The 22,688-nt window shown below is 51.8% G+C and carries 10 protein-coding genes; 1 reads left to right on the top strand and 9 read right to left on the bottom strand.

All coding sequences use genetic code 11. The features are described from left to right. The first annotated feature begins 20 nt into the window (after window positions 1–20). Entirely contained in the window at window positions 21–12,818 is a 12,798-nt protein-coding gene (locus OSH01_RS10900) for a filamentous haemagglutinin family protein (RefSeq protein ID WP_266124128.1), read from the top strand. Window positions 12,819–12,864: 46 nt separating this feature from the next. Here OSH01_RS10900 and OSH01_RS10895 read toward each other — a convergent pair whose 3' ends face one another. From OSH01_RS10895 to OSH01_RS10855, 9 genes are all read right to left on the bottom strand, one after another. Continuing rightward, a complete protein-coding gene (locus OSH01_RS10895; RefSeq protein ID WP_266124127.1) occupies window positions 12,865–14,055 on the bottom strand; it encodes a thiolase family protein in 1,191 nt (396 codons plus the stop codon). Window positions 14,056–14,065: 10 nt separating this feature from the next. Beyond that, window positions 14,066–15,196 (bottom strand): acyl-CoA dehydrogenase family protein, encoded by a 1,131-nt coding sequence (locus OSH01_RS10890; protein ID WP_266124126.1) that lies wholly within the window; start codon window positions 15,194–15,196, stop codon window positions 14,066–14,068. A gap of 95 nt (window positions 15,197–15,291) precedes the next feature. Then, the gene (locus OSH01_RS10885) at window positions 15,292–16,089 is read right to left on the bottom strand and encodes an enoyl-CoA hydratase/isomerase family protein (protein ID WP_266124125.1); all 798 of its coding nucleotides are present in this window, start codon (window positions 16,087–16,089) and stop codon (window positions 15,292–15,294) included. A 47-nt stretch (window positions 16,090–16,136) separates the two neighbouring features. Next, complete coding sequence (locus OSH01_RS10880) at window positions 16,137–17,948, bottom strand: AMP-dependent synthetase/ligase (protein ID WP_266124204.1); 1,812 nt, start codon at window positions 17,946–17,948, stop codon at window positions 16,137–16,139. A gap of 8 nt (window positions 17,949–17,956) precedes the next feature. Next, window positions 17,957–18,769 carry an ABC transporter ATP-binding protein gene (locus tag OSH01_RS10875; protein ID WP_266124124.1) on the bottom strand — a complete coding sequence of 271 codons (813 nt, stop codon included), beginning with the start codon at window positions 18,767–18,769 and terminating at the stop codon, window positions 17,957–17,959. Window positions 18,770–18,772: 3 nt separating this feature from the next. Next, window positions 18,773–19,945: an ABC transporter substrate-binding protein gene (locus tag OSH01_RS10870; RefSeq protein ID WP_266124123.1), complete on the bottom strand. Its 1,173-nt coding sequence runs from the start codon at window positions 19,943–19,945 to the stop codon at window positions 18,773–18,775. Window positions 19,946–19,970: 25 nt separating this feature from the next. Beyond that, window positions 19,971–21,011, bottom strand: a complete 1,041-nt coding sequence (locus OSH01_RS10865; RefSeq protein ID WP_266124122.1) for a branched-chain amino acid ABC transporter permease — start codon at window positions 21,009–21,011, stop codon at window positions 19,971–19,973. Between the two features lie 4 nt (window positions 21,012–21,015). Next, window positions 21,016–21,894, bottom strand: coding sequence for a branched-chain amino acid ABC transporter permease (locus OSH01_RS10860; protein ID WP_266124121.1), 879 nt, complete (start codon window positions 21,892–21,894; stop codon window positions 21,016–21,018). After that, on the bottom strand, window positions 21,894–22,688 hold the full coding sequence (locus tag OSH01_RS10855) for an ABC transporter ATP-binding protein (protein ID WP_266124203.1): 795 nt from the start codon (window positions 22,686–22,688) through the stop codon (window positions 21,894–21,896). The genes OSH01_RS10860 and OSH01_RS10855 overlap by 1 nt, the downstream gene beginning before the upstream one ends.

The raw sequence follows: 22,688 nt of genomic DNA, 5'->3' as shown, positions 1-22,688 counted from the left end.
AGTTTCGGATTCCTGCCACCATGAGATCACCGACTGCGCCAGCCCTATTGTTGCCATCTAGCAAGCTTGCACTCAAGCCCTTAGCTTGTGCTATTGCATTATTGGGGCTCAGTCTCTCGCACCCCAGCCACGCGCAACTACGCGGCGCTTGGTTTACACAAAGCAATGCCGCCCAGCAACACCAAAACGCCAACAACAACCATGCTATACGCGCCGCCCAGCAGGCGGCTAACATGCAGCAACAACAGGCCGCGGCCCGCGCGCAACTATCGCATTCGCTGGATAACCTAAACCGCACCGCCAGTGCTATCGCCGCCCAGCAAGCTGCTCAAAACGCTGCACGCTTAGCCGCACAACAACAAGCCAGCAACGTAGCCGAAGGCTTGGCGCAGGGTGGGCTAGAAGTAGCCGTAGGCGATAAAGCACAGTGGCTAGGCGCTGAAGCGCCCGTGCACACCCAACAAAACGGCCAGCACCACGTAGGCATTAAACAAACCGAATCTAAAGCCATCCTGAACTGGAACCGCTTTGATGTAGGCCGTAATACGACAGTCGAGTTCCAACAAAAAAATACCGATGCGGTGTTGAACCGAGTCGTCGGTGATCAAGTCGCCCCTAGCCAAATACAAGGAAGAATCAAAGGCGACGGCACAGTTATGGTGGTGAACCAGAACGGGGTGGTGTTCAGCGGTACTAGTCAGGTGAATGTGCGTAATCTGGTGGCGGCGGCAGTGCCAGGAGACATCGAACTTGAGCAACAGTTTTTGAGTCGCGGTATCTACTCAGATGCTAATAGCCCAGTATTTAAAAAGGCAACCGGCAAGATCACTATTGAGGCAGGCGCACGTCTGCAAACTCACTCCCCTGACAGTGCCACCCGTGGTGGTGGCTATGTGTTGATTGTTGCAAAAGAGGTGGAAAACGCAGGATTAATCAGTAGCCCGAAAGGTCAGGCCCTGTTGGCGGCGGGTGACAGCTTTGTGATACGTCGCGGCCAAGGTACCGAAGGCAATCAACACTCTACAACTAAAGGTAACGAGGTCATCTCCCAAGGTCTTGGGCACGTCGATCAGAAAGGCCTTATCTTGGCGCCTTTAGGCGATATTAGTTTGAGTGGGCAAAAGATTGATCAACGCGGTGTGTTGGCAAGCAGTACTTCTGTGGATAGTCGCGGGACCATACACATGCAAGCGAAGGGACCGCATGCGAACATTACGCTGCATGAAAATGCAGTGACGTCCATATTGCCTGACGAGGACAAAGCGAAAGCGCTAGATGGGCAGCGTGACAGTTTACTAGAACCTATTCTTAGTGCTTCTTCAGCTTGGCAAACGGCTGATTCTTATCGTCGTGATTTGTCTCTCGTTCATATTGACAGCGAAGGCACTATCGATTTTCGGACGCAATCCCTTACTTTAGCTACAGGCGGACAAATTGCAATACGTGCACAACAGCGTAGTTTAGTTCGTGAAGGAGCTAGGTTAGATGTGTCAGGCGCCGTCGGCGTGGCAGTGGCTATGGAGGCCAACAATCTGCAGGTTAACGTGCAAGGTAACGAGTTGCGTGATGCATACGTAAATCGAGATCAGGGAGGACTAAAAAGCAATGATGTTTGGTTGGATATTCGAGAATTAATTTATGTCCCTGCAGGAGTCGGTGGTGCAGACACTGATCGTTGGTATACAGCGGGTGGGCTGCTGGAAGTAGGGGGTTATTTAGGCACGCGAGCATTACCTGTTAGCCATTGGCTAGCTCAAGGCGGGACGGTCACATTTACTGGCAATGAATTAATCAGTGAGGCAGGTTCTTTAATTAATTTATCAGGCGGGACACTTGATGTTCAATCGGGTTATCTGCGGCAGAGCTGGCTGCTTAGCCAAAATGGACGCATATACAATGCGAATCGTGCTCCAAACGATTTGTTTTATTCGGGAATCTTTAAAGGATACGAAGTTGCTTCCAAACGGTGGGGGCACACACGCACCTTCACTAGCCCTTTAATGGCGCCTGCTGTTCGCCACGAGTCAGGATATGTGTTGGGTCGAGATGCAGGAACACTCGTTGTTTCTACACGCAGTGCCGTTCTGGAAGGCGAGGTGGTAGGACACACCTATGAGGGCCTACTACAAACGTTAGCGCCTCTGCACGGACGGGACGGCTACCAGCAATCGCATCGGGCCCAAGCTCGTGGAGCAGCTCTTGTGGTGGGCTCATACAGCGCTTACTTTAGCCATGCCACCAAAACGTTAAAGAACGTGCTAGGTAGTAACGAACAAACCGCAGCACAGGTCGTTATCCAATCGTCTGTAGAGACGATAGCGTCCCAACTGGGCTTGGACGCTCCCTTAGACCCCGAGCGCCTAGGGACGGTATGGCTGGATGCTGAACAGCTAAATAGCTTTGATCTAGGTGCGTTTCGTATTGCAGCACGAGACTCTGTAAGGGTGGAATCTGCCTTATCTACGCGTGCAGGTGGCGAGATTCATATATTCAGTCCACAGACTCATGTCTTAGCTGATCTTCGCAGCGCGGGCGGTCGAATTCAACTTGGTAATGTGCAAAATCAGCCTAATAATGGCCGCTCTGAAGAGGTAGCGTTGGCGCCGCGTAGTGGAAAGACGGCTGAAATATTTGTGGGCGCAAATGTTTCGCTGGACACTCGAGGTACGTGGACTAATTTATCCTTGCATCAAGCATGGCAATCTCAGCTAGCTTATAAGCACGGCGGGGACATTATTTTAGCCAGCACAGGCAATGTGACGCTGGCGACAGGAAGTACAATCGACGTTTCGGCCGGTGCTGTGCTGACAAAAGAAGGTGCTTTAGTTGGAGGCAAGGCCGGGAATGTATCCGTGGCCGCAGACGCAGAAAATGTGAGTTTGCCAGCGCAGCAAGGTTTGCTGCATTGGGGAGCTCAAGTGCGTGCTTACGGAGTGACCGAATCAGGAACTTTGAGTCTCAACCATGGTGGCATTATCAATATCGGTGAGGGGTGTACCGGTAATGTGTTATGCCTAGAACCTAGTCTTTTGCAGTCTGGTTTTTCCCATTATCAGTTAAATGGTCATGCTGGATTAAGGATCCACGAGAACGTCGATGTGGATGTACTTGTGCCGGTCTTGCAGCTTCGCAGTGGAGTGTTAGAGCAAACTCCCTCTTCAACTGGGTTAGATACCCTATTAGAGGTTTGGACGCCCCCTTTATACCAGGGAAATGCTATCACTAGCACTGTGCAACAGCGTCGCGGTGCTAGTGTGTCTTTACTCAGTGATCGTAATAGTGTTGGTGGTGAAATCTATCTTGCCCCATCGTCCCGGTTGCGCGTAGACCCCGGACAGGCCATTCAGGTCAGAGGAGGGGGGCAAGTCACGCTCATGGGGCATATAGCGGCTCCAGGAGGTCGTATTTCCATCGGCGATACACGTGGAGCAAAGGGTTACACTGGGGTCTACAACCCACAAGCCAATGCGCTATCGGTATGGATAGGTGAACACGCTGTTTTAAGCGTGGCGGGTGAGAGCTATACAGCTATTAATCGCCACGGACAGCGTTACGGTGTTATCCGCGCAGGCGGAGAAATTGAAATTGGCGGTCAGTTCAACTGGGAGCGGGGTGAATACCTAGAACTTCACGAGCGTTATATGGACAGGCATTTGATTATCCGTCCTGGCGCGCTTTTAGATGCTTCGGGTACGCAAACCACTTGGGACCTGCCCTCTGGGGGGGCTACCCAGGTGGACAGTCATGGTGGAACTCTTGTTTTAGCCTCTGCCAATAGCCTTTATTTAGATGGTCGGTTACAAGCCATGGCAGGTGGCCATCGCGCTGAAGGTGGAACCTTGGCTATTGCTTTAAACGGAGCCTATTACTATAAGCATGCGGCCAGCGAGGCGGTAGTGACTACGCGCGTGCTTAACGTGATGCAGGAGCAAGCAGCAAGTCCTCTGGCTGATTCGTTGCTGGCAGGGCAAGAGCACACAAGCCTGCAATACGGCAGGGCTTATTTGGGGGTTGACCGTATTCAAGCCGGTGGGTTTGGCTCTTTATCTGTGTTTGCACAAACACAGATGGCTGATGATGTAAGTTTACGCTTACCATTTAGCCTGCGCTTGTCATCCATTCCGGTACTAGGTGAAGCCGTAACGGCAGGTAAAGCTCTACATCTAGAGGCGCCTTATATTTATTTGCATAATAGTCGTTTCCGCCCGTTAGACGGAGGAGACTCATTTGTGCTGCCCTTTACTCAGATAGCTGGGGTCAGTCAGCAATGGCAAGCAAAAGATCATCATTTAAGTCTGAACGCCGACTTGCTGGATGCACAAGGAATAGTGGATTTTCGTTATTTTGATCGCACTGTCTTAGACGTTAAGGGCGATTTTCGGCTACTTCCTAACATCGACAGCTCTTTTGGAGGCACTCAAGTCCTAGCTCCGCATTATTTCGATATTCGAGCGGCTCAAGTTTATTCAGTCACCGGAGCACAGGGAGCAATTATTGCCGGAGATTACCACGCCCAATTTGGAGGCTTGCGTAACCCTGACGCAAAATTAATTCTCCGCCGAGCTACCGCTGATCTGCCTTCTGTGCCGTTGGCGGCGTTCTCCAATCTCAGCCTGAGTGCTCCTTTTATTGAGCAAGGTGGCATAGTAAGGGCCCCTCTGGGTGTGCTCTCTATCCGCACCTCTGACTTCGGCCCTCAAGTTTTGCGTCTTTTGCCGGATAGCATTAGTTCAGTAAGCGCTGATAGTGTAGTACTTCCTTACGGTGGTACCGCTGACGGCATTCATTATTTGTATCAAGGAAAACCGATAACACCTACTCCCATAGGGGGCGCAGGTGGCTTGCCTCTATACGACAGGCGTTTGACCTTATCAGCTGTTGAAGTCGATATTCAGGCGGGAGCGGTTTTGGATTTGCGGGGAGGAGGGGAGATATTCGGAGCTGGGTTTGTGAGTGGTCGTGGTGGCTCAATTGACGTACTGCTTCACCCGTTGGCGGATAGTAATCCTCGTACAGGATTTAGTCGGAGTGGCAACAATGTGTACGCGGTAGTGCCTGGTGTTCAAGCACCATACTCCCCCATAGCAGGATTGGGACAGTCGGGGATAGCTACGGTAGGTCAACAACTCAATATTCGTCACAGTTTGCCAGGCCTAGAAGCCGGCACGTACACTTTACTACCTGCCTCGTTTGCCCTCTTGCCGGGAGCCTTTAGGGTAGAAATAGAAGCTGGTCCACAACGCGCAGTAAGTTCCCCCGTACAGACTCGCACGGGATCTTGGGTCTCAGCAGGACACCTTAGTTCGATACACACAGGTCGAGTAGAAGTATTACCGCATAGAGTGCTCATTACTCCTGCTAATGTGGTGCGTAAACACTCACAGTATAACGAGCAGTCCTACGCGGATTTTTTGTTGGCTGATGCAGCTCGTCGTGGTATTGCGCGTGCGATGTTGCCCCAAGACGCTAGCATGTTGGACATTCGTCTAGGAGCTGGCGCGGGACATAACGGACGTGTGGGCCTGTCTATCAAAGGAGATGCCATGTTTGAAGCCGCCGTAGGCTCTACAGGCTTTGGTGGAGTGTTGGCTATTTCAGGGGCGCCCGAAGGTCTTGAGGTGTTAACGCGAGAACAAAGGCCTGTTTTAACGGCTAAATCGGCTGCTATTTACGACTCCGAATTGAGGGGGTTGCGACCCGGTCGTTTAGTGTTGGGTGGCTTAATTAGTGGTTCTTACGGAGAGGGTTATCAGCAAACGTCGGCGTCAAGTGAACACTTGCTGATTCGATCTGGAGTCACTATTGCGGCGCCTGATATTTTGCTCTTAGGGTCGGGTTCAGGAGCGATAACTGTTGAACAGGGCGCTACACTGAGCACGTTAGGGCAGGGCGCTGCATTGCAAGATATTCATCAGGGGTTTTATATCTCTCCTTTCTCGACAGGCTTGCTGGCGGTAACCAATGGTGAGGTACGAGTTCAAGCGCCCGAGTATGCGAATGCCACGAAAATTACTTTAGGCGCTTGCCTAAGCCTGTGTACTGGGATGACACGCGTAGTTTCAGAAGGGACGATTGCGGTCGCTACTAATGGGGCACTAGAAATCGGTGATGCCGTTGAGTATGGTACACGTCACCTGAGTCTGAGCGTAGCTACTATTAACTTGGGAACTCAGGAAGCCTTGCAGGCGGCTCAAAAGAAAGATTTTCTACCTCCTGGTATGGTATTAAATCAGCATGTTTTAGGTCAGTTGCTGCGAGGTAACACAGCCTTAGGTACGCCAGCTTTAGAGAGTCTAATTTTGACGGCTGGTGAAGCAGTAAATGTGTTCGGTTCAGTGCTTATTGACACGCGCTTTCGACAAGACCAAGCTGCATTACAGCGCTTAGTATTGGGTGCGCCTGCTATTTATGGCTACGGAGCTAGCGATGATGTAGCTACAATTATGGCCAACGAGTTCATATGGGCTGGCTCTACCGCGGCAGACCCAACCACTAAAGTCCCTGGCTATGCTCAGTTTGCACCTCCCGGAGGGGCGATGACCCCGCATCTAGGCGATGGCCAATTCAACGTACATGCCAGCAAGATACGTTTTGAGCCTCTGCCTTACAGCACTGGGTCCTTATTAGTGCCGGCACAGCGCTTGATGCTGGGCTTCAGCCAGTTCAATTTACTAGCCGATGAGTTTATTAGCGCCACGGCTAAAGGTTCTCTACACGTTTATCACCATGTCGGGCAATACCAAACAAATAAAGGATGGGACTATCAGGGCGGCCACGTGATGATTCAAACGCCCGTCGTGGTTGGCGAAGGCGGGGCAGTGTTTGAGTTGCGGGCGGGAGGCACGCTGAAACTGCTGAGTAACGGGCAAGGACATGGTCAGTCGCAAAACCTAGGGGCTAGCTGGTCGATTGAAGCGGATACTATTGAGCTAAATACTGCTTTCTCATTGCCATCTGGCTACCTAAGCTTAAAAGCGGAAGGAGATATCCGCTTGGGTGCACAAGCCCAACTAGATTTAGCGGGACGAGCTCTGAGCTTGCTTGATGTTACCCGCTATAGCTGGGGAGGTGATCTTGAACTATTGAGTCGTAACGGCAATATAGAGCAAATGGCAGGCTCACTGTTTAATGTGTCAGCACAAAACCATCGTGCAGGCACCTTAAGCTTCATTGCGGATAGCTCCCACGCCGGCCAAGTGCACCTAGCTGGCGAATTTTTAGCCGCAGCAACGGGATTCTATGATGCTGGCGGCACCTATGTCCCTTACGAAGCTGGCGCAATCACCATCCGAGCACAGCGTATAGAAAATTTTCAATCGTTAAATCAAGGCTTGAACCGTGCCTCGCTGACTGGTGCCCGTCGTTTTCAAATACTTTCGGGTGACGTGCATGTGGGGGAGGAACTGCAGGCACGCCATATAGAATTGGTTGTTGATGGGGGAAGCTTATGGGTAAACGGTGTTCTAGATGCTAGCGGTGTCCAGGTAGGCAGCATTCATTTGGCGGCACAGCAAGATCTGCATATTAACGCCTTGCTTGACGCGCATAGTTCACATTGGCGTCGCGATAGCTATGGCAAAATCATTGATAGCCCAAACCGCGCCGTCATTGAGTTAACCTCACGGCAGGGTGAAGTGTTTCTTCATGAGCACGCCAGTTTTGATTTGCGTGCTGGTACCTTGGCCCCCCATTTTAACGATGGTTTGGCTCGCGGCACTTTAACGATCAACGTGCGTAGAACGGGCGGGGGTAGTGAACGGGGGGCCTTATTAGGCTCGGGCGATGGTGCGCACGATGTGGCGCTGCAGGTACAGTCCACTCCAATTATACGGGGTGCGAAAACGGTGAACATTACTGCATTCAGACGCTACACCGATGCTCCTTTTGCACAAATTGAGGATGTGAACGGCAACTTGCCGCAAGTGCTATCCCAATCTTACTTTGAGGGCAACAACGGCCTACATGCCGATAATCAGGCTTTTATGCAAGCGGTCTTGTCCAACTCAACGCTAGCCACACGTTTGAAAGGGTTAGGTACCTACCAAATTAGACCGGGTGTGGAAGTGAGTACTGCGACACCGAACGGCGACCTGTTATTACAGGGTGACATAGATTTGTCAGGCTATCGTTACGGGCCTGAGGCTAATCCTGCACGACGCGGTTATGGTATTCCGGGTGTGATATGGCTGCGTGCAGGGGGAAACCTATCGATTTACGGCAGCATTAATGATGGTTTTGCGCCGCCCCCTGATTCGCCCGACGACAACGGCTGGTTATTGCGCGAAGGCTTGTACTCGAAAGGGGTTGGGCAAACGGCTTTTGGGCAAGATCTTCTTGTGCCCATTGAGCAATTGACCTTGGACGCAGGAACCCGCTTTCCAGAGGCTAGCGTGTTGAATTACGATGTGCCCATTCAAGCTGTCACATTGCCGGCTGGCGTGGAAACACCTGTGGCCGTTACATTATCAGCACCTTTGACGTTACCCCAAGGGCTGGTATTAACGGCTGATATTCAATTGGCTGATGGCGGACAGTATGTGGCCGGAACTGTATTAACTAGCGAAGTTATTCTGCCGGTCGGCACGCGTCTAGCGGCCGGTTTCCGCTTACGCACACCGACTGCAGTGCAGTCCATGATATGGCCCAAAGGTGTGCCGCTGGCCGCTGAATTTATCACTTCGGTACCGCTAGTCTTAGCCCGAGGCTCACTAATTCCATCTAATACTTTAGTGCGCTTACCCGACCGTCAGGCCGTCAGCTTGCGTCCGGTTGGGCAGGATGGAAAACAGGGTAAGAACTGGGCTTTGGCACCGATGCTTGGCGAAAAGGCGAGTTCTTGGGATTTGGCTCTCACTGCAGGTTCTCAGCTAGAGTCTAGCCATATACGTAGCACCAACAGCGCCCGGGTGGGAGATTTATTGTTGGCGGATGCGCACCAAGGCTTAGTCGCCAAGGCCAGTCATAGAATAGAGAGAGAAGGCGGGGGAGACTTGGTGTTAAGCGAGGCGGGGGCACTAGATATCATCGGTGATCCCGCCGTGGCTGGAATGACTCAAGCCGAAATCAGCGATTGGCTGTTAGCTAACTGGGGCATGGATTGGGAGGGTGTATACGGGCATCTTACCTTGCAAGAGACTTGCTCATGGAGCTCAACATATTGTGTTAATAAACCCGGTGAACCGCGTCTAACCGAAGACGGTGCCCTAGGGCTTTTTGATGATCTGGCCGTAGTCGGGATGACACAAACCGAAATCGATCAATGGATGCTGAATGTGTGGGGGTTGGGTTGGGAAGGTGTTTTTGGCAACAGCACCTTAGAGCAAGTGTGTAGCTGGAGCAGCAATTATTGCCTCGTAGAAAGTGCTATTGAAGTCGATGTCTTTGAACATGAGTATGTGTACGGTACTCCTTTGTTCAGCGTATTGCGCACGGGTACGGGGGATTTGTCCCTCAGCGCTGCTCGTGATGTAGGAATGAGTTCAGTATATGGCGTCTATACAGCAGGTGCACAGACTAGTCTTGGGCAAGCTGATACCCTGTTTAACCGCCCCAGAGCGCTGCTCAATGAGTTTGGAGAGCTGGGTTTAGCGGGGCGTGATGGAGGGTATGACGCAGCACTACATGCATATCAGGCTTGGTATCCCGACCAAGGTGGCAACGTCTGGGTGCAAGCGGGTCGGGATATTTATGGGGACAACTGGGGGCATGGGGCCCAGAATGGCGGGGAAGATCCCAACGTGACAGCCGAGAAAAGTGGTTTTTCCAGTGCATCGGTGGGAAATTGGCTGTGGCGTCAAGGTATTGTTGACAGTGCTCAGGTTCAAGATATTGTACCAAGCTGGTGGATTAATTTTGGTACTTACGCCAACTCTAAAGAGGGAGCTAGTGGGTCAGGGATGACGGTCGACTCAGGTATGACACGCCTATACGGGTTCTCCGGGTTTGGAACATTAGGCGGTGGCAATTTGAGCTTGCAAGCTGGCCGGCATATGGGGGTCATTCGTGCTCGGGGCGACGCATTAGCGAATAGGAATGAGACATCAGGGAGATCTCAGGGCGTTGTGGCGGTAGTAGCCAGCACAGGAAGAGTCTTAGGAGGGGAATTACTGTTTACGGGTGGAGGTGACCTGACTCTGCGTATGGCAGGTGGTTTCAATCCTAATGTTCGAGCCACCCAACAAGGTGATGGGCTGTATGGTAATAGTGGACGCCATTACAGTTACGGGGGATCTTTAGACAATCTTGACTTAAACGGAGTATTAGTTAATTTACGCGGCGCTGTAAACGTTCAGGCCGCCCACATGGGCGCAATCAGCGTGGCGTATGGTGATGGAGGTGGAATTCGAGCACGCAATCCTTTTGCTATTGAAGGAGGGCTATCTATGGGCGGGCCGCGCTTAGTACTGGGTGACGCTACAGCTTGGTTGGAGACGCGGGGCGATTTAGTACTAGGTAATGTGAATGATCCGACGCGCGTGAGTTTACCGATTACTCACCGCTATGAGCTTATAGAAGATGGACAAACTCAAGTAAAAGGGGGGGACAGTTGGTTTAGTTTATGGAGTTCCGCAACGGCCGTAAACTTAACTTCGGCCGGAGGTAATTTAACGCCTTTAACCGCTAATAACAGTTTTTACATGGGATCAGACACGATACAAGAGCTTACGCATCCAAGCGGCTCTCCAAATACCTCGACCCTGTTTGTTTATCCCTCAGTGCTAAAAGCTTTGGCTCCCAAAGGTAATATTATGTTGGCCTCTTCGGTTGACACCTATATTCAACGTAACGATAGCCTCATGCTAGCACCTTCGTCTGGCTCAGAACTGGAGCTGATAGCAGGGCAGTCTATTTTGGCCGCTCCGAACTCTCACCGCATTTCCGTATCAGGAGCAGATGTACAGTTGCCTAGCCCATGGATGCCTGCTTTTACTGGTAGTACACAAGCAGGCCTGTTTCCCGTGGGCAATATTTCTCCCGAGGGCATACTGAGCGCGAAAGGTGGCCATAGTTTATTTGCCTTTGGTCCCAATATACCTCTAGAGCGGAGCCTTAAAGATCAAGCCAGCGCAGCGCGCTTTTATGCTGTTGGTGGCGATATCGTCGGTTTGAAAACGGGCGGAATCGTTAATATGACCGATAGTGAGTACAATAAGCGCCAGCGTCAACTGGATAGTTGGGTAGAGGCAGCTATGCCGGTTAGGTTATGGGCAGCCCAAGATATTTTGGGGCCGTCAGCGGTACTGGTCCATAACACCGATAACGATATATCGTTACTACGGTCGGGGCGCGACATGATATACAGCCAAGTGCAAATCTACGGCCCGGGTTCACTTATACTGGAAGCAGGTCGCCATTTCCGACAAGATGATAAAGCAAGTATACACAGCTTGGGTGGGCTGGTTCGGGGTGATACACGGCCGGGGGCAGATATTGCACTGATCGCCGGCGCTGCCCACATCGACTATCAGAATCTATTAAAAATCTATCTTGACCCGAAACGCCAGTTGTCGTCAGGGCAGGGATTGGATACGCAGCTTGATAAAGTGGTACAGGCTTATAGTGGGCAGCTGACGCTTGCGGACTGGTTAGCTCAGGAGTTTTCCTACACGGGCAGTGAGGAAGATGCTCCGTTGGCTCTACAGCAAGCATACCTTCGAAGCCGGTCAGAGGCCCCCCAACGCGACTTAGCCCAAGACTATCGTCACGAAAGCGATTTGTATCTAGTAAATTGGTTACAGCGCCATCATGCTTATGATGGGCCGACTGAACTGGCCACAGCAACCTTTCTTGCTTTATCTCCTGAACAACAGGGGATTTATGCGCGCCAACTGTTTTTCGCGGAATTGAAAAAGAGCGGGCGCGAATATAACGATATGAACGGGCCCCGTTATGGTAGTTATCTACGCGGTCGTCGAGCTATCGCTGCCTTAACGCCTCAGTCTTATGTACATGAATCAGGAACAAACGTAACAGGCGAAGTTATTTTATATGGTGGTGCAGGATTGCGCACCCATTTCGGTGGCGATATTCAAATACTTACACCTTTTGGCCAACAAGTACTGGGAATTGAGGGTGAGGCACCGCCAGCCTCTGCAGGTATTGTTACACAAGGAAAAGGACAGATTCAGTTGTATTCCTCGGGGAGCATACTGTTAGGGCAAAGTAGAATTATGAGTACCTTTGGGGGACATATTATGGCTTGGTCCGCGCAAGGTGACATTAACGCGGGCCGAGGCACAAAAACGACCATTGTGTATACTCCGCCCCGACGAGTTTACGATAGTGTAGGAAATGTAAGCTTAGCGCCTACAGTACCCAGCACCGGTGCAGGTATCGCTACGTTAGCACCCATTGCCGAAGTACCTGCAGGTGATGTTGACCTGATCGCTCCGCTTGGTACGATCGACGCAGGCGAAGCGGGTATACGTGTGTCGGGGAACGTTAACTTAGCCGCACTGCATGTGGTGAACGCCGATAATATTCAAGTCCAAGGCGAATCTAAAGGCATGCCGATTGCGGTGTCTGTAAACGTAGGGGCACTGACTAGCGCCAGCAGTGCGGCGTCGTCGGCGGCTACCGCTGCCCAAGAAACCTTAAGTCGTGCCCGCGATGCTGCCCGTAGCAATCAGCCGTCGCAGATTCAGGTGCAGGTGTTAGGGTTTGGGGCGGGCCCGGTGTCACAGGGCCCAGAGGGGCAGGGCAGGCAGCAGGTGGCGCGTCCCGTTTCACAAGCAGTAAGCTTGGTGGGGCGTGGGCCATTGAATCCAACCCAAGCGTCGATGCTTACCCAGGATGAGCGTCGTCAGTTAGGCTTGTAGTTGTCACTCAGGGCGTCGCCGCTAAGCGGCGCCCTGATTTTGATACCTACGGGTTCAGGCGTTCAATAATGGTGGCTGTGGCCATGCCATGACCAATACACATCACTTGCAAGCCAAACTGTCCATTTGTGTCACGCAAGCCGGCTAACATTTTCGCCATTAAACCCGCGCCAGTTGCACCTAGCGGGTGTCCATGCGCAATGGCACCACCCCAGGGGTTAAACTTATCCATATCTGGCGAAAATTCGCGTATAAAACATAAGGCGACACTGGCAAAGGCTTCGTTGACTTCAATCCAGTCCATGTCTTGCAGACTCAGGCCTGCTTTGGCCAACGCCTGTTGGGTAGCAGGAATAATGCCGGTTAACTGCAGGATCGGGTCAGACCCTGTTACCACGCGAGCGCGGAACCGCGCTTGCGGACGCATTCCATAATCTTGGGCAATGGCTCGCTGGCCAATTAACACTGCAGCGGCGCCGTCTGACATTTGGCTGGCATTAGCTGCGGTGATTTGCCCGCCTTGCTCGGGCCGACGAAACACGGGTTGCATCGCGGCCATTCGTTCTGGGTCAATATGGGCGCGTATTCCTTCGTCGTAATCCAGTATGAGAGATTGTCCTTCTTTGTCTAAGCCAGTGCGCGGCACTAATTCGGTATGTTTAGCCGCCACTTTAGCGGCCTGCGCACGCTGATGACTCAACATGGCATAGCTATCAAGATCGTGTCGACTCAAACCCCACTGCTCAGCAATACGCTCTGCGCTTTCCACTTGATGAGGGATGGCAAAGCGCTTTAGCAGTGAGGGATGTAAATTATCAAAGCCTGCAAACTCATGGCGCCCTAAGGTGAGGTCCGTGAACATGGGCACTCGAGTCATGCTTTCGACTCCGCAGGCAATAGCAAACGGCATGTCGCCCGCGGCCACGGCTTGTGCGGCGGCGTGTATGGCGTACTGACTGGAGCCGCACATACGGTTCATACTGACGCCTGGCACCTGTTCAGGTAGGCCAGCCAATAAAGCAGCCTGGCGGGCAATATTCCCCCCTTGTTCCCCCGCTTGGCTCACACAACCCGCCAGCACATCACCCACGCATTCCACCGGGGCTCCTGTGCGTGTTAACAAGGCTTGAAGGGTGTCGGCCAGAAGGGTGTCGGGACGTTGTTCTCGCAACGCCCCTGCACGGCGCCCAAACGGGCTACGCACGGCATCAATAATGACGGCTTCATTTTGCTGCAAGTCTCTCTCCTTAACGCATGGCGCGTGCAATAATGTTTTTTTGAATTTCGGATGTGCCTTCATAAATTTGCAGCACTTTGGCATCGCGAAACAGTTTTTCTGCTGGATATTCAGTGGAGTAGCCCATGCCACCCATGACCTGTATCGTTTCACTGGCCGCCCACATCGCGCTATCAGAGGCATGCAACTTGGCCATGGCGGCCTCTAGGGTGTTGCTTTTGCCTGCGTCTAGTAAGCTCGCCGACTGATAACACAGCAGGCGAGAGCTTTCTAGGCGTACGCGCATTTCCGCGAGCTTATGTGCGATTGCCTGATGTTCTAGGATAGGGCTTCCCATACTGTGGCGCTGACGGGCGTAGCCAAGTGCCTCGTCCAGACAGCGCTGAGTTAAGCCCACACCAAAAGCGGCCACCATGGGTCGAGAGCGATCAAACACTTGCATTGCCAGCTTAAACCCACTGCCTTCTGCCCCGAGTCGTTGGGCATCGGGCACAAACACCTGATCCATAAACACTTCATTCGTTGGGGCTGCTTTTTGTCCTAGTTTGGATAAAGGTAAGCCTATACTCAGACCGGGTGCATTCGCTGGGACGATAAAAGCGGTCATGCCTTTGTGCCCCTGATCGGGGTCAGTCTTGGCAAAAATAATTAAAAACTCGGCTAATGAGGCGTTAGAAATCCAGATTTTGCTACCACTCAAGCTATAGCCACCGCTTACTCGTTGAGCGCGGCTACGAATTCCTGCTACGTCAGAGCCTGCTGCGGGCTCAGTCAGAGCGAAACTGGCCATGGCGCCGTCAGTCAAGCGTCCTAGGTATTTTTTTTGTTGCTCAGGGGTGCCTGCCAACAGCAAGGGCTCACTGGCCAGGGCGTTAATGCATAATGCCGTGCCTATGCCAAGACAGGCATGACAGAGCGCTTCGGTAATCAAGACCAACTCCAATGCTCCTAAGCCTGGGCCGCCAAGATGGCTGGGCAAGCTGGTGTTCAATAAACCCAGCTCCAGAGCCTGACGGTGGATCTGGAGGGGAAACTGAGCGGTGCGATCGGCTTGCACCGCAAGGGGCAGTATTTCATCGCGGGCAAATTCTTGAGCGAGTGCTTGAATCTGACTTTGTTCTGAGGTCAACGCAAAGTGCATAGCATTCCTTGGGCCGCGAAGCGGCAACAGTAAATCCTGCCCGTTGGAGCAGGGCAAAAAATAAACAGAAAAATCAGGGCTTTAGAAAAAGAGTCTTAAAGCTTAAAAAGGGGAGGTCGTTTGCTCAGGAACGCATCCACTCCTTCTTTGAAATCAGACTGTTGTGCCAACTGGAGAAATTGTTGTTTCTCGTTAGTCAACGCTTGCTCAAGCTTCAGTGTGGCGGATTGCCGAAGTAAAGCTTTGCCGGCATTTTGTGCTTGCCGTGAGCCTGACGCTAGTTGTCGTGCCATGGTCTGCCATTGCTGGTCCAATTCGTCTGCTTTGCACACCTGCACCACTAACCCACAGTCAAGTGCCTGCTGAGCCGATAGCGCTTGATTAAACAAGAGCATATGTAGGGCGCGCCCAAATCCAACCCGCTCGGGCAAGGTAAATGAGGCCCCGCCATCGGGTGTGGCGCCCAGTGCGTTATAGGCCATTACAAAGCGGGCATTGTCAGCGGCCACGATCATGTCGCAAGCCAACGCTAATGACAGACCAGCGCCGGCCACCGCGCCTTGGGTAAAAGCGATAACAGGGAAGGGCAGATTCCGCAGCCGTAAACAGACGTTTTCTACGGTGGTAATCAGTGCTTCTAACTCAGCCCAACGCCCCTCGTCGGGCTCAGGTTGTTGGGACAACAGTTGATCAAAAAACTGAATATCGCCCCCCACCATAAAGTGATCCCCTGAGGCGCGTAAAAATAGCCCTTTGAGCGTAGGAATCTGGGGCTCAAGCGCCTCAATGTGATCTAGCAGCGCGGTCGCCATAGCCGGGTTCAGACTATTGCGGCTTTGAGGCCGTTGCAAGGTCAAGATAGCGACCTGATTATGGATAGCAAGATCAATCATGTTAATGACTCCTTGCGGCACTGGCATGGGCAGGGCTGGTTGCGGGCTTAGGCATATAAAGCCTCGATTTCATGTTGATAGGTTTGATAGATGCTGCTGCGTTTCACTTTCATGGTGGCGGTCACTTCGCCGTCATCGTGATCCAGTTCTTTACTCAGTAAATGAAAGCGACGAATATGGGCTACTGGGGCCAATTGGGCATTGCCCTGGTCAATTTCTGCCTGAATCAGTGCTTGCACCTCTACGGTTTCCACTAAAGAGCGGAAGTGTGTGTAAGCAATTGAGCGACTCTCGGCCCATTTCCCCACTGTTTCAAGATCAATTTGAATCAGCGCACCGACAAACCGACGTCCATCCGCTACCACAATACATTCTTTAATGTACGGGCTGCCTTTCATGGTGTTTTCAATTTCTGACGGGGTAATGTTCTTGCCTCCGGCAGTAATCATAATGTCTTTCATACGATCAACGATGTACAACTGGCCGTCTCGGACAGCCACTACGTCGCCGGTATGCAGCCACCCATCACGTATACTTTGTGCGGTGGCGTCGGGGTTTTTATAATATCCCATGAACACCATAGGCCCGCGGAGTAAAAGCTCTTGGGTATCGGCCGCTAATTGGTACTCCGCTTGTAGGATCGCTGTCCCCACCGATGCCGGATGCGGATTCTGCACCGATTGTCCTGTCACCATTCCGGTCGACTCGGTCAAACCGTATACCTCGATCAGCGGAACGCCTATGCTACGAAAAAAGCGCACCACGGCGGGCGGCACGGGCGCAGCACCCGTTAAGGCTGCCTTGCAGCGGCGTAGCCCTATGTAGTTTTGCAAAGCCCGCAAGATAATCCAATACCACCACGCATAGGTCAATTTTTGCGTAAGCGTGCGTTTGGCTGGACTAACATAAGCCAACGGCGCGCAGGCGGCCAAAGCACGATTAAACAGCCAGCGCCGGAAGGGCCCGGTGTCAGCGATTTTGATCATGATGGACGAGTGCAGTTTCTCCCAGATACGCGGTACGCCCAAGAACAAACTTGGGGCCAGTTCACGTAAATCCTCCTGCACAGTGCGGATCGACTCGCCAAAGTTAACCATTGAGCCTAAGTAAATAGGCGTAAAAGTAGTCAGCATTTGCTCTGCCACATGACAAAGCGGCAGATACGACAGGTGGCTAGAGTCGGGGCTTAAGTCCAGCCGGTCGATAATACCCGGGGCAACGCCGTGAATATTACGGTAACTGATCATCGCCCCTTTGGGCTTGCCCGTTGACCCCGAGGTGTAAATCATTAAGGCTAAATCATCTAGCTGCTGCTGTGCCAGCACCTCTTCAATTAGACGCGGATGGCTGCTTTCGTGTTGTTTACCCGCTTGCTCGATAGCTTTGAAGGTATGCGACTTCCCCGCAATGCGAGGATCGGTATTACGAAAGCCATCGGGCTCGATAATGACGACCAATTTTAAATGAGGTAGTTGGTCTATACACTCGGCCACCTTGTCGGCTTGTTCTTGGTCCTCACACACCACTACTTGCACATCGGCATGCTCCAGCACGTAGGCCACTTCGTTTGCTGGGCTGGTGGGGTATACGCCGACGGTAATCAGTCCACTGAGTCCACACCCCATCTGGGCCAACACCCATTCTTGGCGGTTTTCAGAGATGATGCCCACATGAGAACCAGGCTCTATGCCCATCGACAATAAGCCTAATCCAAACCAGCCAGAGCGCTGGTAATACTCTTTCCAGCTTAAGGACTGCCAGATTCCATAGTCTTTTTGATTCAAGGCGACTTTATCGGGGTGTTGACGGGCACGCTCGCGCAGCATTTGCGGCAGGGTCAACAGGGGTAAGGGTTGCATGCTCATCATCAGGATAACCAACGTTTACGACGTTTATAATGTTTAATATGGCGAAAACTCTTGGCTTCTCCGCTTCCGCCTATCCCTAGGTAAAACTCCTGCACATCCGGATCCGAGGATAAAAACTCCGCGCTACCGTCGGTGACGATTTTGCCCATTTCCATGATGTAACCGTAGTGAGCTACCGCCAGAGCAACGGAGGCATTTTGTTCGACGAGCAGCATAGCTACTCCTTGCTCGGCATTGATACGAGCAATAATCTGAAATATATTCTCGACCAATAAGGGGGCTAAACCTAAGGATGGTTCATCCAGCAATATCAACTTGGGGCGAGCAATGAGCGCCCGCCCAATGGCCAGCATTTGCTGCTCACCGCCCGACAAATAGCCCGCTAAGTGATGACGTCTTTCGTGTAAACGCGGAAAATACTCGTACACCAAGTCGAAATCGGGCTTAAGACCTGGCCGGCCATACAGGGCATACGTCGCCGACACCAGATTTTCTTCTACAGTCAGGTCTTCGAAAACCCGACGCCCCTCCATAATATGAAATAGGCCTTGGCGAACCAGTTCATGAGGCTTGAGCGTCTTGATGTCTTGCTCTTGGAAGCGAATCGAACCACTATTTAACTCTCCGTTCTCAAGCGCTAAAAGAGCTGATATCGCTTTCAGGGTGGTGCTTTTTCCGGCCCCATTAGAGCCTAATAAAGCAACTATTTGCCCTTGTTTCACCTGTAACGACAAGCCTCGGAGTACTTGTACGCTTTTATTGTAGAAAACCTCAATATTGTTGAGGGCCAATACGGTATCGGCGAGTGCCATGGCTTACTCCAGAACAATCCAGTCAGACACCGGCACCATTTGCTCTTTGCTGACGTCCGCGCGATAAATACGCCCTACAGGGATAGAGTTGCCACGAATGGTGACGGGCACGCCAATCAAGCCTCCAGTATCAAAGTTTTCTAGTGAGTTAAGGGCTGCTTTGAGGTTATCTGCCGTCATGGGCTTACCCTCTGCCAAGGTGCGTTTGGCGGCCTCGGTGTAAAGCATGGCTGACAAAAACCCTTGTATATAAGGAATGTTTTGATAGTCGGGGCGCATTTCACGAATTTTTTCCAGCATCGGGGCGGGGCTACTCTCGTCGTAGTAGTAGCGGTAGGGCATAACGCCCATAAAGCCATCCGCCACGTCCTTCATTTGCATCACCGTTGAATTGTCCATCGTCCAGAAGGTGCCCATAAACTGGGTGTCCAAGCCCATTTTTCGGGCTTGACCGATAAATTCAGGAATAGGGCCTAGGATATAACCATGAAAAATAGCGAAGTCGGGACGCGCACGGCGCAATTTAGCAATTTCAGTGGATACATCTACGCTAGCGGGCGGCGTCATGAGTTCGGCGCTGACGGTTAGTCCTAGTTCCTCTGCCGTCTTTTTACTGGCTTGAATAGGGTCACGACCAAACTCGGTATCCGAATAGATAAAAGCCACTTTAGCCCCAGGCTTTTCATTGGCAATATGGCGCAACATAATGCCAAACATCTCGGTGTAATCAGGGCCTGGAATAAACTGATAAGGGAATTTGGCTGGGTCGTTTAGCTCTGTGGCAAATGACGCTCCAGACATTAATATAGAGTTACTTCGATTGAGCTCCTCATTGATGGTTTTGCTAAAACCGGTGGAGTCGCCGTAGTAGAAATTAACATCATTTTGGCCCGTGATTTTCTTGAATGCCGCTACCGAAACATCCACCTTGTAGCCGCTGTCTTCCGGCACGTAGCGCAACTTGTAGCCCTCTACGCCACCGGCATCATTGATTATCTTGACGTAATCCTGAATGCCCGCATGAATCCCGATTCCCGCAAAGGCAAAGACACCACTCATGGGAATAGAGCCCCCAATGACAATTTCTTTTTCTGCCGCTTGTACCACGATCGCACTGCCCAGCAAGGCAGCAACTAGCGAGCCTTTGAGCCAGTGTTTTATACGTTTTGTACTCATGGACTTGTCTCCTGATTGTTATGTGTTATGACCGAAATGGCCATAGGTGGAAAAAGCGCTGTATGCGGCGCCATATTTCTTGTAAACCTAAGGGTTCAAAAATAAGAAAGCCGATAATGAGCAGGCCCAGAACAATGGTGCGAACTGGTGAAAGAATCAGCGTGGCATCGGCGCTCAAGGGCAGTATGCTAACGATAATTTTCAGTGCCTCCGGTACCATCGTGATAAAAGCGGCCCCTAAAATACTGCCAAGTAAGGTACCCATTCCGCCGACAATAATTGCCGTTAAGAAAAAGATGGACATGGACAAGGGGAAACTTTCAGGTGTAATGATTCTAAAAAAGTACGCCCACATGCCACCTGCTAAGCCGGCATAAAAGGAAGAGATGGCGAAAGAAAGCAATTTATAACGAAGCAAAGGGATGCCCAGCACCTCGGCCGAAATATCGCGGTCTCGAATCGCAATAAAGGCTCGCCCTATACGCGTTCTAAAAAGATTAGCCGCACCCAGCAACATCAGCACAGTAATAGGCACTACCATCCAATAAAACTTGAATGACGTGTCCAGCTGCACACCTAGGATGCGGGCTGGAGGCACTGTTAGACCTGCTGTTCCTCCGGTTACTGAGGTCCAATTAGAAAAGATGAAATGTAAAATCATCGATGCTGCAATGGTGGCAATGGCCAGGTATAAGCCTTTGACTCGTAAGGAAGGAATACCCACCACTATGCCGCCCAGCATGGCGACTCCTCCTGCCGCGAGCAGGTTAATCATCACGGGCAAGCCAAAGGTTGGCTCCATCAAGGCAACGGTGTAGGCCCCTAAGCCCATGAAGGCTGCTTGGCCCAAGCTGACCAATCCCGTATAGCCAGTCAATATGTTCAAGCCCGTGGCACTAGCTATATTGATAGCAACCAAGCAGGCTAAATAAAGCCAATACTCGTTGGCGAAAAAAGGAAATGCACATAAAGCGCAGGCCAGAATAATCAGCCACGCGTACTGTGTGCGGCTATCAAATAAAGCCTCGTCTTGGCCATAAGTATATTTGGCGGTACCGATACGCATGGTGTTAAAGCCTCTCGATTTCACGTGTACCGAACAACCCGTAGGGGCGTATCATCAGTACGACGATCAGAACCAAAAAAGTAGCGACTATTTTGTATTCGCCACCTAGAAAACCACTGGCCCACGCTTCTAGAAGGCCAATCATGATACCCGCGACCAGGGCGCCCAATACGCTATCTAGGCCACCCACAATCACGACTACCAATACCGACAAGCCAAAGACGCCCATGGCTGGCGAGATTCCGCCTATGGCGCCGACAATCATGCCCGATACAGCGGCAATCATGGCTGCGACCATCCACGATAAAGAAAACACGCGCGGCACATTGATGCCCATGGAGTAGGCAGCGGCTTGGTCGGAGGCCGTCGCCCTTAGGGCAACCCCGCCACGCCAAAAGCGGAATACCACCAACACCAAAGCAATCAGTACGAGGGTCACAAAAAAGCCGTAATACACTTTTGAGGGAACAAAAGCTTCGCCGATGAATACAGGCTCGTCGGGCATAAAAGGAGGCATACGGCGTGGATCAGCGGTCCATACCAGCTCTACTAAGCCAATTAATACGGCGGACAAGCCCACAGTAACCATAAATACCGATATCGGTGATTCACCTAACATAGGGCGAATGGCTAAGCGCTCAATCACTCCGCCGGCTAAACCGCTGCTGAGTATGGCGCCGATAATAGCCAGCCAAATAGGCAAACCTAGGCCGCTCGCCAAGCCGTAACACAAATAGGCACCCAGCATTAGCATTTCACCAATAGCCAGATTAACCACCCCTGTGCTTTTGTAGATAATCACGAAAGCCAGTCCGGTCAGAGCATATAAACCGCCGGTGCCTAAGCCCGCCAGAGTTACTTCTGCAAAAAATAGCCAGTCCATTAATTTGCCTCCCGACGAGCACCGGGTCGTAGGCGTTCACGTAAATCCGCAATATCGCCCGAGCCCAAATAGGCTTTGATTACCTCGGGGTTGCGCTGAACATGTTCAGCCGTACCGTCGGCAATCACTTGCCCGAAATTGAGCACCACAACGTGATCGGATAAATCCATCACCATGCCCATGTCGTGTTCCACCATCAATACGGTGATCCCCCATTCCTGACGCACATCCAGTATGAATCGCGCCATGTCTTCAGTTTCTTCGCGGTTCATGCCGGCAACTGGCTCATCCAGCATCAAGACCTTAGGTTGAATGGCCAACGCACGAGCCATTTCTACCCGTTTTTGTAATCCGTAAGGTAGGGCGGCGACCGGATGATGGCGAATATGGTCAATTTCAAGAAAGTCGATGATGCGCTCTTCAATGTCTCGACGTAGCTCTTGCTCTTCCCGTCGTGCACGACCAAGATAGAACAGAGAATCGAGGATGTTGCTGCGTAAATGGACATGGCGCCCTAGTTTGATATTGTCTAAAACCGTCATGCCACGGAACAGGGCGATGTTTTGAAAACTCCGTGCCAATCCGATCTTGGCTCGCGACGGCGGCGAGCTCTGGGTGATATCTTTGCCCTCAAAAAAGAGGGTGCCGGATTGGGGCTTGTAGAAACCCGAAATAGTGTTGAACAAAGACGTTTTTCCGGCGCCATTGGGGCCGATAACGGTCGTGATGGTGTTGGGCTGCACAGCAAAGCTCACACCAGAAAGGGCGCGTACACCCCCGAACGCCAGCGTCAT

Source organism: Alcaligenes endophyticus (assembly GCF_026344035.1).
In the GTDB taxonomy this organism is placed as follows: domain Bacteria; phylum Pseudomonadota; class Gammaproteobacteria; order Burkholderiales; family Burkholderiaceae_B; genus Alcaligenes; species Alcaligenes endophyticus.
This window is presented reverse-complemented; position numbering and strand designations above follow the sequence as displayed.

Bases quoted from the DNA above. Each gene is read 5' to 3' on its own strand.
- OSH01_RS10900 (WP_266124128.1), top strand. From the start codon at position 21: ATGAGATCACCGACTGCGCCAGCCCTATTGTTGCCATCTAGCAAGCTT.
- OSH01_RS10890 (WP_266124126.1), bottom strand. From the start codon at position 15,196: ATGCACTTTGCGTTGACCTCAGAACAAAGTCAGATTCAAGCACTCGCT.
- OSH01_RS10885 (WP_266124125.1), bottom strand. From the start codon at position 16,089: ATGATTGATCTTGCTATCCATAATCAGGTCGCTATCTTGACCTTGCAA.
- OSH01_RS10880 (WP_266124204.1), bottom strand. From the start codon at position 17,948: ATGCAACCCTTACCCCTGTTGACCCTGCCGCAAATGCTGCGCGAGCGT.
- OSH01_RS10875 (WP_266124124.1), bottom strand. From the start codon at position 18,769: ATGGCACTCGCCGATACCGTATTGGCCCTCAACAATATTGAGGTTTTC.
- OSH01_RS10870 (WP_266124123.1), bottom strand. From the start codon at position 19,945: ATGAGTACAAAACGTATAAAACACTGGCTCAAAGGCTCGCTAGTTGCT.
- OSH01_RS10865 (WP_266124122.1), bottom strand. From the start codon at position 21,011: ATGCGTATCGGTACCGCCAAATATACTTATGGCCAAGACGAGGCTTTA.
- OSH01_RS10860 (WP_266124121.1), bottom strand. From the start codon at position 21,894: ATGGACTGGCTATTTTTTGCAGAAGTAACTCTGGCGGGCTTAGGCACC.
- OSH01_RS10855 (WP_266124203.1), bottom strand. From the start codon at position 22,688: ATGACGCTGGCGTTCGGGGGTGTACGCGCCCTTTCTGGTGTGAGCTTT.